14 protein-coding genes and 1 tRNA gene are annotated in these 13,380 nt (G+C 68.0%); 9 read left to right on the top strand and 6 right to left on the bottom strand.

Annotation, left to right across the window (positions count from 1 at the left end; translation table 11 throughout):
- Nucleotides 1-2: 2 nt before the first annotated feature.
- The 4 genes from speB to Hrr1229_RS13380 all read right to left on the bottom strand — a co-directional run bounded on the left by speB (nucleotide 3) and on the right by Hrr1229_RS13380 (nucleotide 2,770).
- Nucleotides 3-839 carry an agmatinase gene (gene speB / locus Hrr1229_RS13395; protein ID WP_123112437.1) on the bottom strand — a complete coding sequence of 279 codons (837 nt, stop codon included), beginning with the start codon at nucleotides 837-839 and terminating at the stop codon, nucleotides 3-5.
- Nucleotides 840-845: 6 nt separating this feature from the next.
- The gene (locus tag Hrr1229_RS13390) at nucleotides 846-1,223 is read right to left on the bottom strand and encodes a translation initiation factor IF-5A (RefSeq protein WP_123112438.1); all 378 of its coding nucleotides are present in this window, start codon (nucleotides 1,221-1,223) and stop codon (nucleotides 846-848) included.
- Between the two features lie 118 nt (nucleotides 1,224-1,341).
- On the bottom strand, nucleotides 1,342-1,626 hold the full coding sequence (locus Hrr1229_RS13385) for a hypothetical protein (protein ID WP_123112439.1): 285 nt from the start codon (nucleotides 1,624-1,626) through the stop codon (nucleotides 1,342-1,344).
- Between the two features lies 1 nt (nucleotide 1,627).
- Entirely contained in the window at nucleotides 1,628-2,770 is a 1,143-nt protein-coding gene (locus tag Hrr1229_RS13380) for an aminotransferase class I/II-fold pyridoxal phosphate-dependent enzyme (RefSeq protein ID WP_123112440.1), read from the bottom strand.
- 148 nt (nucleotides 2,771-2,918) lie between these two features.
- On the opposite strand from Hrr1229_RS13380, the gene Hrr1229_RS13375 reads away from it, so the two are divergent.
- From Hrr1229_RS13375 to pyrF, 6 genes are all read left to right on the top strand, one after another.
- Entirely contained in the window at nucleotides 2,919-3,938 is a 1,020-nt protein-coding gene (locus Hrr1229_RS13375; protein ID WP_123112441.1) for an AI-2E family transporter, read from the top strand.
- 118 nt (nucleotides 3,939-4,056) lie between these two features.
- Complete coding sequence (locus tag Hrr1229_RS13370) at nucleotides 4,057-5,697, top strand: succinic semialdehyde dehydrogenase (RefSeq protein ID WP_123112442.1); 1,641 nt, start codon at nucleotides 4,057-4,059, stop codon at nucleotides 5,695-5,697.
- Nucleotides 5,698-5,783: 86 nt separating this feature from the next.
- On the top strand, nucleotides 5,784-7,139 hold the full coding sequence (locus Hrr1229_RS13365) for a M14 family zinc carboxypeptidase (protein WP_123112443.1): 1,356 nt from the start codon (nucleotides 5,784-5,786) through the stop codon (nucleotides 7,137-7,139).
- Between the two features lie 90 nt (nucleotides 7,140-7,229).
- Nucleotides 7,230-8,012, top strand: coding sequence for a hypothetical protein (locus Hrr1229_RS13360; RefSeq protein WP_123112444.1), 783 nt, complete (start codon nucleotides 7,230-7,232; stop codon nucleotides 8,010-8,012).
- A gap of 77 nt (nucleotides 8,013-8,089) precedes the next feature.
- Entirely contained in the window at nucleotides 8,090-8,737 is a 648-nt protein-coding gene (locus tag Hrr1229_RS13355; protein ID WP_255212591.1) for a class I SAM-dependent methyltransferase, read from the top strand.
- A 66-nt stretch (nucleotides 8,738-8,803) separates the two neighbouring features.
- Nucleotides 8,804-9,634 carry an orotidine-5'-phosphate decarboxylase gene (pyrF, locus tag Hrr1229_RS13350; RefSeq protein WP_123112446.1) on the top strand — a complete coding sequence of 277 codons (831 nt, stop codon included), beginning with the start codon at nucleotides 8,804-8,806 and terminating at the stop codon, nucleotides 9,632-9,634.
- Between the two features lie 38 nt (nucleotides 9,635-9,672).
- Here pyrF and Hrr1229_RS13345 read toward each other — a convergent pair whose 3' ends face one another.
- Complete coding sequence (locus Hrr1229_RS13345) at nucleotides 9,673-9,816, bottom strand: hypothetical protein (protein WP_123112447.1); 144 nt, start codon at nucleotides 9,814-9,816, stop codon at nucleotides 9,673-9,675.
- Nucleotides 9,817-9,867: 51 nt separating this feature from the next.
- Here Hrr1229_RS13345 and trmY point away from each other — a divergent pair, with 51 nt between their 5' ends.
- The 3 genes from trmY (at nucleotide 9,868) to Hrr1229_RS13330 (ending at nucleotide 11,150) form a co-directional block, all read left to right on the top strand.
- Nucleotides 9,868-10,488 carry a tRNA (pseudouridine(54)-N(1))-methyltransferase TrmY gene (gene trmY, locus Hrr1229_RS13340; protein ID WP_123112448.1) on the top strand — a complete coding sequence of 207 codons (621 nt, stop codon included), beginning with the start codon at nucleotides 9,868-9,870 and terminating at the stop codon, nucleotides 10,486-10,488.
- Nucleotides 10,469-10,981, top strand: coding sequence for a CHY zinc finger protein (locus Hrr1229_RS13335; RefSeq protein ID WP_123112449.1), 513 nt, complete (start codon nucleotides 10,469-10,471; stop codon nucleotides 10,979-10,981). Before trmY ends, Hrr1229_RS13335 begins: the two co-directional genes overlap by 20 nt.
- Nucleotides 10,982-11,077: 96 nt before the next feature.
- Nucleotides 11,078-11,150 (top strand) — tRNA-Pro (locus Hrr1229_RS13330).
- 365 nt (nucleotides 11,151-11,515) lie between these two features.
- Here the strand turns inward: Hrr1229_RS13330 and Hrr1229_RS13325 are convergent.
- Nucleotides 11,516-13,303: an amidase family protein gene (locus tag Hrr1229_RS13325; protein ID WP_255212509.1), complete on the bottom strand. Its 1,788-nt coding sequence runs from the start codon at nucleotides 13,301-13,303 to the stop codon at nucleotides 11,516-11,518.
- Nucleotides 13,304-13,380: the final 77 nt, after the last annotated feature.

Below are 13,380 nucleotides of genomic sequence, written 5' to 3'. Positions count from 1 at the left end.
GGCTACCGCCCGTCCTCGTGCGCCCGCACGAACTCCCGCAGCAGTTTCCCGGCGGCCGCCGCGGCCTGCCCGTCGTCGCGGTCGTTCACCTCGACGACGTCGAAGCCCTCGGCCCGGGGCGCGACAGCCCGCACCAAGTCACGGGCCTCGCGGGGATCGAGCCCGAACGGCTCCATCGTCCCGGTCCCCGGCGCGAAGCCGGGGTCGAGCCCGTCGATATCGATCGAGCAGTAGACGGACTCGCCCGCGAAGGGGTCGTCACCCTCGTCGCTCGCGAGTCCGTCGATCCACTCGCGGGCGTGTTCGGGCGCGACGACCTCGACGTCGGCGTCGGACGCGCGGTCCCACTCCGCCTCGGAGCCGGTTCGCGCGCCGACGATCACGGCCCGGTCGACGCCGAGGTCGTCGAGGCACCGGCGCGTGACGCAGGCGTGGTTCCACGGATTCCCGTCGTACGCGTCCCTGAGGTCGAGGTGGGCGTCGCAGACGACGAGCGCGTCGGGGTCGACCGCCTCGACGCCCGCGTACGTGACCGTGTGTTCGCCGCCGACAAGCAGGGGGACGGCGTCGTCGTAGCCGACGCTCCGCAGTTCGGCGGCGAGGTGATCGAGGTACGCCTCGACGTCGTCCCAGGGGGAGACGTCGCCCGCGTCGTGAACGCCCAGCGCGGAGAAGCGACTGTCGGTGCGGCGGTCGTAGTCGTCGTAGGTCTCGGAGAAGCGCCGGATCCGGTCCGGTCCGAACCGGGTGCCCGGCTGAAACGTGGTCGTGGCGTCGAGCGGAGCGCCGACGACCACGTAAGAAGCAGCTTCGCGGTCGGTCGTCGCCCCGGGAAACATCGCCGATTACCCGATGATCTTCCGTTGGCCCTCGTAATCGAGGTACTCGATGTTGTCGTCCGAGGTGAAGTCCTCGCCCTCGGGGATGCGCATCGTGAACGTGTCGTAGGTGTCTAAGTCCATCACCTGGACCTCGTCGTCGTTGACGTTGACGACCTGGCCCTGCTTCCGCTGGATGATCGGGACCCAGACCTTCGCGTCGACCGGCTGGGAGAGCGAGCGCTTCTTGTCGTCGAAGACGCCCTTGCCCTCGACGCGCGCCTTGGCGCTCCCGTGTTTTCCGGGCTTTGCAGTGCTGTAGTGGTTGATCTTGCAGGGGGAACCGTCCATCATCACGTAGCTGCCCTCCTGGAGTTCGCGAACCTGCTTCTGCTCTCGCGGCATACGCGCTACTTTTTCCGGGGCGGGTATAAACGGTTTGGAACGGCGTCGACGCCGGCGTTCGGGCGTTCGGCCGCGCCGCGGAACGGGCTGTCGTCGACGCCGACCTGGGGCCCCCGATTCAGGGGTCGAGCTCGTCGACGTACTCCTCGGGCTCCCCCTCGTCGTCCGCGTCGCCGTCCGGCGGGACGAACTGCCCGGTGATCAGGTAGCTGGCGATGAAGAGGCCGATGAAGCCGACCCCGACCGCCGCGGTCGTCCGTACGACGAACGGGAAGTCGACCCACCAGAGGGCGCGGTCGGCGATCATCATCGCGACGAAGGCGACGAGCAGCGCCTTCTGCTCGTCGGTCGGGTCGCGGACGAAGCCGACGACGTCCTCCTTGAGCTCGCCGAAAAAGCCCATCTCAGGCACCCCTCTCCGCGTCGGCCTCCCGGCGGTCGGCGCTCGCCGCCTCCATGGCGCGGCTCACCCGCCGCAGGCCCTCCTCCAGCTCGTCGGTCGGCAGCCCGAACCCGATCCGGAAGCGGTTCGGAAAGCCGAACAGCCCGCCGGGCGCGAGTACGACGCTCTCCGTCTCGACGACGGTGCGGCAGAACGCCTCGGCGTCGTCGAAGCCGTCGGGCACCGTCACGAACCCGTTGACGCCGACCGGGTCGTGCCAGTCGAGGTCGTGGCGCTCGATCCAGTCCGCGACGATCGCGCGGTTCGTCGCCGCCAACTCGCGGTTCTCCTCGAGGATCCGCGGCTCGCGTCGGCCGAGCGCCTGCTTCGCGACGTGCTGGCCGAACAGCGACGGGGAGATAGTGGTGTAATCCTTCCACCGCCACGCGCGCTCGACGACCGCCTCGGGGCCGGCGATCCAGCCGAACCGGAGCCCGGCGAGCCCGTACGCCTTCGTGAGGCTCGTCGTCGAGATCCCGTGGCGGCCGAAGCTCGCGACCGGCGGCTGCGGATCGTCGGCGAGCAGCCGGTACACCTCGTCACAGAGGAGGTACGCGTCGCGATCGACGGCGATGTCGTAGGCCGCCCGCATCGCCGTCTCGTCGTGATACTGACCCGTGGGGTTGTTCGGGTTGTTGACGACGATCACGGCGGTGTCGTCGCGGGCCGCGTCGGCGATCGCTTCAGCGTCGAGCTCCCACTCGGGCGGTTCCAGTTCGACGCGGGTCACGTCGCCGAACGCGTCCGGCACGGCGTGGAGCGCCTGGTACGTCGGCGTGACGACGACCGCGTGGCTGCCGGAGCCGACCGTCGAGTCGGGGTCGGGGCTCTCGGCGTCGCCCAGCAGCGAGAGGAACGCGAGGAAGTTCGCCTCCTGCGTCCCGCAGGTGAACAGCACCTCGTCGGCGCTCCGGCCGTAGCGGTCGCCGACCGACGCACGGAACTCGGGGTCGCCGTTCGTCGGGATGACGTAGTCGAGCCGGCCCGGATCCAAGTCGAACCGGCTCGCGTCCAGCGAGCGGATCCCGCTCTCGGCCAACATGATGTCGGCCTCGTGCTCGTACTCCGCGAACCAGCGTTCGAGGCCGAACGGGTCGATGCGCATACCGGACGTGGGAGTGGCGCGAGGTTAGGTGCTACGGTCCCACGCGGCGATCGCGAGCGAGACGCGCTCCCGAGGGGGACGGCGCCGGCGGCCGGGTCCCGCGGTTCGTCACCGCAACGGCTTTTGGCCCTGCTTGCGACCGGATACCATGTTACTCAACCGGAGGCGACTGCTAGGCACGCTGCTCGTCGCGGTGGCCGCGCTCGCGGCGATCGTGCTGGCGGAGGTGCTCCGAACCGTCGTCTTCGCGGTCACGGTCGCGTACGTCCTGTATCCGATCCGGCAGCGATTCGTCGAACGCGGGCTGTCCCGGCGGATCGCGTGCGTCGCGACCACCGCCGTCGCCTTCGTTGCCGCCGTGCTCCTCGTGGTCCCGCTGCTCTACGTGCTGTATCGGCGGCGGGCGGAGCTGATCGAGATCATCGGCCAGATCCCCGACGCCGTCCCGATCACCGTTGGCGGGTTCGAGCTGGTCATCGAGATGGTGCCGTACGTGGCGGCCGCCGAGGCGTGGGTCCGAGGGGCCGCGCTCGCGGTCGCGGCCGCGGCGCCCCGGCTCGTCTTGGAGCTCGTCGTGTTCACCTTCCTCGTGTACGGGATCCTCTACCGACCCGGGGCGGTCGGAACCGCCGTCTTCGGCGTGGTCCCGACCGAGTACCACGATATCCCGACGCGGCTCCACGAGCGGACGCGGGAGACGCTGTACTCGATCTACGTCCTGCAGGCGGCGACGGCGTCGGCGACGTTCGTGCTCGCGGTCGCGGTGTTCTGGGGCCTCGGGTACGGCTCTCCGGTCCTGCTGGCCGTCATCGCGGCCGTCCTCCAGTTCGTTCCGGTCATCGGCCCGAGCGTGCTCGTCGTCGCGCTGGCCGCTGGAGACGTCCTCGTCGGGGAGACCGGGCGGGCGGTCGCCGTGTTGGCGCTCGGCCTCGTCGTCGTCTCGTTCGTCCCCGACGCGGTGATCCGGACGCAGCTCGCCGACTGGACCGGTCGGATCTCTCCCGGGCTGTACTTCGTCGGATTCGTCGGCGGTATCCTCACGCTCGGTGCCGTCGGGCTCATCGTCGGCCCGCTCGTCGTGTCGCTGCTGCTCGAAGTGATCGACATGCTCTCCGAGCACGACGCGCCGGCCGACCGCATCGGAGAATCCGTCGATTCGAGGAAGTGACCGGGGGAGCGGTCGCCTTCGCACTCGTACTTACCCCTTTTATAATCCTCACCGGTTCGCCTTCCGTCCGGGCCACCGGCACGGCTTTCCCCCGCCCGACCGTGTGTTTTCGTATCCGATGTCCTCGACGAATCCTCCCACCGCGCTCGCGGACGCCCCGCACCTCTCGACGCGACGACTCGACGACCTCACCGAGCGCGTGCGCCGCGCGAGTTCCACTACGTCGAGGGACGCGCCGGGCGAGAGCGACGCCCTCGACGTGTTCGCGCCGGCGACGACCGAGCGGATCGGCTCGGTGCCGGCCTGCGACGGCGACGACGTCGACGCCGCGGTCGAGCGCGCCCGGGCGGCGCAGGCCGAGTGGGCCGAGACCCCCGCGACCGAGCGCGCGGCCGTCATCGATCGGTTCGGCGACCTCGTCACGGACCACCGCGAGGAGCTGCTCGACGTCCTCCAACTGGAGACGGGGAAATCCCGGCGAACCGCGGTCGAGGAGCTGTTCGACGTGCCGACCGGCTGCACGTACCTCGCGGACGAGGCGCCCGACGCCCTCGCCGAGGACCGCCGACAGGGGGCCTTCCCCGGGCTCGCGACCGCGACGGTCACCTACGACCCGGTCGGCGTCGTCGGCGTCATCTCGCCGTGGAACTACCCGCTGACGCTGTCGATGGCCGACGCGCTCCCGGCGCTCGCCGCGGGCAACGCCGTCGTCTGCAAGCCGGACGAGAAGACGCCGTACGGGGCACTGCTGCTCTCGGAGCTCTTGGAGGTCGCCGGCCTCCCGGACGACCTCTTCCAGATGGTCACCGGCGAGGGGGCGACGGTCGGGCCCGCGCTGATCGACGCGGTCGACTACGTGGCGTTCACCGGGAGCACCGAGACGGGCCGGACCGTCGCCGAGCGCGCGGGCCGGAACCTGATCGACTGCTCGCTGGAGCTCGGCGGCAACAACCCTCTCGTCGTGCTCAGCGACGCCGACGTCGACGAGGCGGCCCGCGGCGCGGTCGACGCCTGCTTCTCGAACGCCGGGCAGCTCTGTCTCTCCGCCGAGCGGATGTACGTCGAGGAGTCGGCCTACGAGCCGTTCCTCGCCGCGTTCGTCCGGGAGACGGAGGACCTCACGCTGGGGACTGGCTACGACTACGACGCCGACCTCGGCTCGCTGATCGACGCCGACCAGCTCGCCCGCGTCCGGAGCCACGTCGACGAGGCCCGGGAGGACGGCGCGACCGTGGAGACGGGGGGTCGCCACAGGCCGGACGTTGCCCCCTACTGCTACGAGCCGACCGTCCTGACGGGCGTCGAGCCCGACGCGACGGTCGCCTGCGAGGAGACGTTCGGGCCGGTCGTCGTCGTGACGCCCGTCCCGGACGCGGCCGCCGCCGTGGAGGCCGCGAACGACTCGCCGTACGGCCTCAACGCGAGCGTGTGGACCGCGGACCGTGAGCGCGGCGCGGCGGTCGCCCGCGAGATCGACTGCGGCACCGTCAACGTCAACGACGGCTTCATCGCGACGTGGGGCGCGGTCGACGCCCCCATGGGCGGGTTCGGCGACTCGGGGCTCGGACGCCGCCACGGCCCGGAGGGGATCCGGCGGTACACCGAATCGCGGACGGTCGGCGTCTCCCGCGTCGGCCCGCTCGGCTTTCCCGATCGGATCCCGACCGACTGGTTCGTCCGCGGCGCGTTCGCGGCGACGTCGCTCGGCCGGAAGGCAAGTCGGAGCGTCCGGCGGCTGAAAGATCGGATCGGGTTGTGATGACTATTAAATAATTCTTAAACAGTATAAATACAGCAAACTATATATACGATAAATTAAACCATTTCGAGTCGGGTGCTACCAGTATGCACAGACGGAGGTTCCTTCAGAGCGGTGTCGCAGCGGTCGCCCTCGCCGGATTCGGGTCGACGGTAAGCGCGCAGTCGGGCAGCGACTACCGGCCCGGCGGCCCGTGGGCACCGAACGAGCGCGCAGTCAACTACGAGGCGTACCTCGACAACGAGCAGCTCGGCGAACGCCTGAAACAGGTCGACCGGCGGAGCGACCGCGTCGAACTGGAACAGATCGGCGAATCGGCCGGCCGCGGAGACCCGGTCTGGGAGGTCACTATCGGCGACGGCGACGAGAGTCTCCACCTCATCAACCAGATCCATGGTGACGAGCCCTCGGGGGCCGAAGCCGTCGTGAAAATCCTCAATCGACTGGCGAGCGGCGGATCCCGGCGGGTCGAGAAGATTCTCGACAACCTCACGATCACCATCGTTCCCCGGGTTAACCCCGACGGCGCGAACTTCGTCGGCGACGATGGGCTCGGTACCGAGGGCGAACTCCGGCAGCGCCGGTACAACACGAGCACGTGGGAGGAGGGCGACTCTCGGTACATCAACGCGAACTCGTACTACTCCGGCGACGTGCCGGGGTACGACATGAACCGCGGGTTCAGCGTCTTCCCCAACTTCGAGCCGTTCGACGAGGACGAGGACTGGTGGACCGTCCTCAAGGACGATCCACAGTTCGGCTACCTCGATATCCCCGTCGAAGAGGTCCCGTTCGACCTCCGCGACCCCACGGTCGACGGCGACAATCCGTACAAGGTGCTACGCTCGGTCGGACTCAACCTCAACCCCGAGAACCGGGCGGTGACCGAGTCGTTCCTCGACGCCGACCCGGACTGGGCGATCACGCACCACCACCAGGGTCCGACCGTGGATCCGGAGTCCCCGGACCAAGGCAACGGCCCGCAGTGGCAGTCGATCATGAGCGTGATGGCGCCGTTCGGTCCCCGGTACATCGGTCTCGACGGCGTCGACTACGCGAGCTACGTCGGCAGCGGGAACCCGTACATGTCGGAGGACGCCCAGACCCGGTCGCTGCGGCTCAACCAGCTCGTCAACGAGCAGGCCCAGCAGTTCGGGAAGGGGAAGTTCAACACGCTCACCCGGTACGGCTACGGCCCGCTGTGGGGATCGTATCTCGACGCGCTGTGTCCACAGACCGACGCCGCCGGGATGTTGTACGAGGTGTCTCACCAGAGCGACCAGCGCGGCCACAAGGCCATCGGCACGACGGTCAAAATCACCGTCGCGGGGTTCATGGCGACGTTCGAGCGGATCGCCGACGGCTCGATCAGCGAGGTCGACGAGCTGGACTACTTCGACATGCCGTTGGCCCAGGGGATCGAGAACCCGTTCGGTCGGTAAGCGGGCCTCGGGGCCGGCACCGTCGCCGGAGTCGCCGAGCGCGTCCTCGGCAACATGCGTATTCAAGGCCGTCGCCCGCCACGTGACACCATGGCAGGACCGGACCCCGCCGAACTCCGGCGGGTCGTCGACGCGTTCCCCGCGGCGGCCGACTCCGAACCGATCGATCCCGGCGCGGCCGACCGGATCGACGACCTCCTCGACGGGACGTACGGCAGGCTGACGCGCGAGTGGTACCCCGAGCTCACGGAGCTGACGGACTCGTACGCTGCGGGCGACGTCCTCCGCGAGGACGTGCTCGAACACGTCGAGGCGGTGCCGTCGTTCCGGCTCTCGGACGGCGCCGCGCCGCTCCCGGAGAAGCGGCGGGCGCTCGTGGCGGCCGACGAGGCGGCCGCGGCGGTGACGGAGATCGCGGGGTGGTACGCGACGCTGCGGTCGCTGCTGGACGACGACCCCGACGACCTGACGCGCCTCGAGCGGCTGCTTCACGGCTTCGGCTACGTCCTCGCGCACGGCCTCTTCCTCGGCGCGTCGTCCCCCGAGCGCGTCGTCCGGCGGCTCCGGCTCGCGTACCGGTCGGTCGGCGTCGACATCGACGAGACGGACAGCGAGGCCGGCGCGGAGCGGACGGAATTCACCTGTCCGTACCGGAACGTCGGCGCCGGGGTCTACGGGGAGAAGTGGGTGTGTCACGAGAAGCTCGACCGCGTCGACGACGGCTACGTGACCTACCTCGCGGAGCGGGGGATCGACTACCAGCGCCCGCGGGACTGCGACGGGAGCGATCGGTGTTACTCCACCGTCGCGCGCGACGGCCCGGAGCTGTGGTGGCCGAAGACCGCTCCCGCGGCCGTGCGAGCCCCGCCGTGACCCGAGACCGTCGGCGGCCGCGGTCGCCGCCGGAGCCGGGAGAGGAGCCGCCCGGAGACGAGCCCCCCACCTACCGGATCCAGCGAGGGTACGCCGCGTGGGCGCGGGTCTACGACTGGTTCGCGCGGGCGACCGCCTCGGTCGGGGGCGTGCGGGCCGGCTGCGTGCGGGCGCTCGACCTCGACCCCGGCGACACCGTCGTCGAGTTCGGCTGCGGGCCCGGCGTCAACGTCCCGGCACTTCGGGCGGCCGTGGGGCCGACGGGACGGGTCGTCGGCGTCGACATCACCGGCGCGATGCTCGACCGGGCGCGAGGGCTGGCGGGGCGCCGGGGGTGGGAGAACGTCGAGTTCGTGCGGGGGGACGCGACCGACCCGCCGATCCGGTCGGCCGACGCGGTGCTCGCGACGTTCGTCACGTCGCTGTTCCCGGACCCGTACGCGGTCGTGAGCGACTGGTGCGACTTGGCCGACAGCGTCGTCGTCGCCGCGTTCGCGCCGCGGGGGAGTCGCCCCGCGAACGCCGCGCTCTCAGCGTTCGCCCGCCTGAACGGGCGGCTGTTCGACGTGGACGGAGACGACCCGCTCGCGCGGCTCGACGCGCGGACGACGGCCGCCAGGCGGGCGCTCGCGGACAACTCGGAGACGCTGACGGAAGCGCGGTACCTGCGGGGGACGATCACGGCGTGCGCCGGGCACAGCCGCCCGGTCGCTCCGGGCGAGTGACGCACCCCGAGCGAGACGCTCGGGCGGAACGCAACGTTTAGCGCGCCCCCGGCCGCAGTGGGTGCCATGAGCTTCTTCGAGACGCTCGCGGCCCGGATCGAGTCGACGGACAGCGTCGTCTCGGTCGGCCTCGACCCGGACCCGAGCCGGCTCCCCGACTTCGTCGCCGACGCCGACCTGCCGCGCTGGGCGTTCAACCGCCGAGTCATCGACGCGACCCACGAACACGCCGCCTGCTACAAGCCGAACGCCGCGTTCTACGAGGACGCCGACGGCTGGCGCGCGCTCCGGGAGACGATCGCCTACGCTCACGGCAAGGACGTGCCGGTCCTGCTGGACGCCAAGCGCGCCGACATCGGCAACACCACCCGCCAGTACGCCGCGGCGCTCGACGACGCCGACGCGATCACCGTGAACCCGTACCTCGGCCGCGACTCTCTCCAGCCGTTCTTCGACCGCGCGGAGAAGGGGGTGTTCGTCCTCTGTCGCACCTCGAACCCCGGCGGGAGCGACCTCCAAGACCTCGAACTCGCCTCCGGCGAGCCTCTCTACGAGCGCGTCGCGGCGCTCGCGGACGTGTGGAACGGCAACGGCAACGTCGGGCTCGTGGTCGGCGCGACCGCGCCCGAGGAGCTGGCGGAGGTCCGCGAGATCGTCCCCGAGATCCCCTTCCTCGTCCCCGGCGTCGGCGCGCAGGGCGGCGACGCGGAGGCCGCGGTCGAGCACGGGCTCGCGACCCGCCCGGACGCCGCGGTCGACGTCGGGCTCGTCAACTCCTCTCGCGGGATCATCTTCGCCGGCGAGGAGTCGACCCGCCCCGGCGACGAGGCGACGTACTTCGGCGCCGCCGGCGACGCCGCGAAGCGACTCAAAAAGCGGCTGAACCGACACCGGTAGAGAGACCGCGTCGGGTCGCTGTCGGCGTCCCCGTACCCTCACTGCTGGCGCCCCTGCACGCAGACCGTGCAGGCGCCCGCGGCGTCGACCCAGTGGTCGTCGCAGACGGCGCGCCCGCACCGCGGGCAGCCGTGGCGGGCCGGTGCCGCCTCGCACACCTGACAGAGTCCGGCGACGCTCATACCGTCACCTCCGGTCGCGGTCCTTATCAGGGTCCGGGTCGACCCGGACGCATGCGCCAGTTCGTCGTCATCGGTCACGAGACGCCGACCGATCCGGACGCCGTCTCGCTGTCAGACCTCCCCGGTGCGGGGCGGCTCGACCTGCTCTGTCGGTGCGTCGCGACCGGCGTCTTCCTCTCGCACGGGATCCGGGAGTCCGTGCGCGTTCACCTCGTCGTCGCCGACGAGCTCACGGTCACCTTCGACGCGGACAGCCTCCGGCACCTCCACCCGGACGAGCGCAACGTCGCCGCCCGGATGCGCGACGCGCTCGCCGCGAAGGCGGACGCCATCGGCCACATGCCCGCCGACGTCTCGCCGGGCGTCGAGCTCCGGCGGATGGGGCTCGAAGCGACCCTCGATCGGCTGCTCGACGGCGGCGCCGCGGGCTCGACGGGCGACCCGACGCTCGTCCAGCTCCACGAGGGCGGCGACCCCCTCGTCGAGGCCGCGCCCCCGACGGATCCCGTGTTCGTGCTCTCGGACCATCGCGATTTCACCGACGAGGAAGCGGAACTGCTCGCGGAGCGCGCGGAGCGCCGCGTGCGCGTCGGTCCCGAACTGCTCCACGCCGATCACACCGTCTCCGTCGTCCACAACTGGCTCGACACCGATGGCTACGAGTCCTACTGAGCGCCGGACCACGACCCCGCCCGCGACAGACGACCGGTTCGCGGTCCCGCTGCGGGGGGTCGCCGTCGACCCCGAGACGCGCTGCGCGCACTGGGACGACTCCGTCGACGTGATCGCGCTCCGGTTCGGCTGCTGCGAGGCGTACTACCCCTGCGACGCCTGCCACGAGGCCGCGACCGACCACGAGGCCGAACCGTGGCCCCGCGGCCGCTTCGACGAGCCCGCGGTGCTGTGCGGGGTTTGCGGAACGACGATTTCCGCCCGCGAGTACCTCGACGGCGACGGAGAGGCGCAACGCGCCTCTGGCAGTCGGGCGAAGCCCGACGACAGCGAGGGACAGGGTCCCTCGGGCAACCGGGCTTCGTCCGGTGACAGCGAGACGAAACGCGCCTCTGGCAGTCGGGCGAAGCCCGACGACGACGCCTGTCCGCGCTGCGGCGCCGCGTTCAACCCCGGCTGCCGGAAGCACCGCGACCGGTACTTCGAGGCGTGAGCCGGCCGTTCGGTGGAGGATCGGACGGTCGACGAGACGGTCGGTGTCCCCGGCTTTCGGAAAGGTTAAAAGAACGAACGGCCTTCTGTCGAGTGCGGGCCGGTGGGGTAGCTTGGTATCCTTCGGCCTTCGGGTGGCCGTAACCACGATTCAAATTCGTGCCGGCCCATTTTCACCCCACTTCGCAACGACGAGGGCTAGCGAGGAGTCCGTAGTGGGCGTGAAACTGCTAGGGCGCGAATTTGAATCAGGGAGCAAATCTTCGATTTGCGACCGTGATTCAATATTCGTGCCGGCCCACTTCTCCCGCATCCATTCTGGAGCCGACGGAACCGCAACACAGCGTCGTCTCCGACGTCACAGCCACGCACTGCCGTGGTTGATTCGAATCGCGTCGCATCCGTGAGTTCCCGTCATCATAGGATTTCGTCTGGAGTCGAACAGGTATCGCGTGCGAATTATACGGACAGCACACGCTTACTGATGAGCACGAAGTGAGTGAACTGTCCCAATATCCTATGTTGGCGTTGCGTGTTATTCTTCTGAACTACAGCCGTCAGTTGCTTTATCAACGGTGAAATCGGGGTTTGGAACTGAGATTGATTCGGTAGGGAGTGCCCCGAATTGGTCAGGCTGCCGCCGGTTCTGCGTTGCTTGCTCGTATGCGTATCCGAGTTCAATCAGCGTCGGCTCAGCAAATTCTCGTCCAAGCATTTCAATACCCACGGGGAGCTCGTCCTTGTCGGTGAATCCCCCAGGAACCGTGATTGCCGGCAACCCGGACACCGCACTGAGATCGCAGTTCGGTCCTTCTTGATCACCACCAACCTCGACGATCGTTCGGGACACGGTTGGGTATAGGATCGCATCAAGATCTTCATCAGCGAGCACCTGTTCGATAGCATTCACTAAGTCGTATTTCCCTTTGAATGCGCTCTCGTAGTCCGGATCGTTTTCTAAATCCTCTACCTCAGCGTCTGCTGCGCCGCGGATGGTGTCGGCGATTGCACAAGCGTACTCGTCGGACTCCGCGAGTTCGGTTACAGAGTCTACTGCAGCGTCAACACCGAGACTGTCGAAGTAATTGTTGAGATCTCGTTTGAATTCTTTCAAGAATGGTGTGCTGGCGTCCTCAACAAGTGCCTCAAGATCGGAGATTTCGACAGGGTCCACGATAGTGGCGCCGCTGGCAGCCATGTCGTTGAGAGCGTCGTCAACAACGGCTGTGACCTGTGCCGCATCTGCTGAAGCGCCTTCTTCGGCGTCCTCATCAGCGCCGAACAACTGTCGAAGGACGCCGATACGTGCGTTTTCGAGCCCGTCTTCGTTCAAAAACTGTGCATAGCCGCCTGTGGGGAACGGTCCTTCACCTCGGTTGCTGGATGGCCCGGCTCCTTTTCCGGGTCCGTACGGCGGCTCACTTGCTGACGGGATTTCGTCTGCTCCGCGTGCTGTCACCGGGTCAGACGGGTCGTATCCTGCCATGACTTCAAGCATGATCGCGGCATCTTCGACTGTTCGCGTTATCGGACCGGCAGTATCTTGTGATAAGATGAGCGGGATGATCCCATCTCGGCTCACGAGACCGATTGTCGGTCGGATTCCAACGGCGTTATTGAATGCCGCCGGGACACGTACTGACCCGCAGGTGTCGGTACCTGTGCCGAGAACACCGAAGTTGGCCCCGATCGCGGCACCGGTACCGCCGCTGGAACCTCCGGGGACACGACCAAGGGCGTACGGATTCCGCGTTTGTCCTCCAAGTGAACTAACCGTCTCGTAGCCGAGAGCGTATTCGTGAAGGTTGGCTTTCGCTACAACGATCGCTCCTGCCGAGCGAAGTTCGCTCACGATGAACGCGTCATCGGGCGGAACCGAGTCTTCTAGCGAAAGTGACCCACCAGTCGTCGGGAGCTCCGCCGTGTCATTATTATCTTTCAGTACTAACGGAACACCGTGGAGCGGCCCGACGAGTCCTGATTCCTCGAACTTGTCGTCTAGTGTTTGAGCCCGCTCGATCGCTTGGTCGTTGACCGTGATGATGGCGTTCAGCGCGTCGTCGTACGCGTCGATACGTTCTAAATACTGTTTCGTGATTGATTCTGCTGTGGCTTGACGGTTGGTGATAGATTGACGAATATCGGCAACCGTCGCTTCAAGTGGCTCGAATGAATTCTGTGGTCCTGTTCCGGGATTGTCTGGCTTGTTTCCCGCTACGCTTTGGCTGGTGAAACCGGCGAGGCTGGCTACTCCGGCTAGTTTGAGGACATTCCGGCGGTTCAACACGTTTTGCGCTTTCTCAGATGCCATATTGTATGACATTCACTCGCAAAGTCAGAAGAGAGAATTAAAAATTTAGTTCTAATATCATACAACATCGTGGGTAACAACACAAATTA

It is taken from the genome of Halorubrum sp. CBA1229, from assembly GCF_003721435.2.
Lineage (GTDB): Archaea > Halobacteriota > Halobacteria > Halobacteriales > Haloferacaceae > Halorubrum.
Note: the sequence above shows the minus strand (reverse complement) of the source record. Positions and strands in the feature narration are given on the sequence as shown.

Coding starts and splice junctions, on each gene's coding strand:
- speB (WP_123112437.1), bottom strand. CDS start 839: ATGTTTCCCGGGGCGACGACCGACCGCGAAGCTGCTTCTTACGTGGTC.
- Hrr1229_RS13390 (WP_123112438.1), bottom strand. CDS start 1,223: ATGCCGCGAGAGCAGAAGCAGGTTCGCGAACTCCAGGAGGGCAGCTAC.
- Hrr1229_RS13385 (WP_123112439.1), bottom strand. CDS start 1,626: ATGGGCTTTTTCGGCGAGCTCAAGGAGGACGTCGTCGGCTTCGTCCGC.
- Hrr1229_RS13380 (WP_123112440.1), bottom strand. CDS start 2,770: ATGCGCATCGACCCGTTCGGCCTCGAACGCTGGTTCGCGGAGTACGAG.
- Hrr1229_RS13375 (WP_123112441.1), top strand. CDS start 2,919: ATGTTACTCAACCGGAGGCGACTGCTAGGCACGCTGCTCGTCGCGGTG.
- Hrr1229_RS13370 (WP_123112442.1), top strand. CDS start 4,057: ATGTCCTCGACGAATCCTCCCACCGCGCTCGCGGACGCCCCGCACCTC.
- Hrr1229_RS13365 (WP_123112443.1), top strand. CDS start 5,784: ATGCACAGACGGAGGTTCCTTCAGAGCGGTGTCGCAGCGGTCGCCCTC.
- Hrr1229_RS13360 (WP_123112444.1), top strand. CDS start 7,230: ATGGCAGGACCGGACCCCGCCGAACTCCGGCGGGTCGTCGACGCGTTC.
- pyrF (WP_123112446.1), top strand. CDS start 8,804: ATGAGCTTCTTCGAGACGCTCGCGGCCCGGATCGAGTCGACGGACAGC.
- Hrr1229_RS13345 (WP_123112447.1), bottom strand. CDS start 9,816: ATGAGCGTCGCCGGACTCTGTCAGGTGTGCGAGGCGGCACCGGCCCGC.
- trmY (WP_123112448.1), top strand. CDS start 9,868: ATGCGCCAGTTCGTCGTCATCGGTCACGAGACGCCGACCGATCCGGAC.
- Hrr1229_RS13335 (WP_123112449.1), top strand. CDS start 10,469: ATGGCTACGAGTCCTACTGAGCGCCGGACCACGACCCCGCCCGCGACA.
- Hrr1229_RS13325 (WP_255212509.1), bottom strand. CDS start 13,303: ATGTCATACAATATGGCATCTGAGAAAGCGCAAAACGTGTTGAACCGC.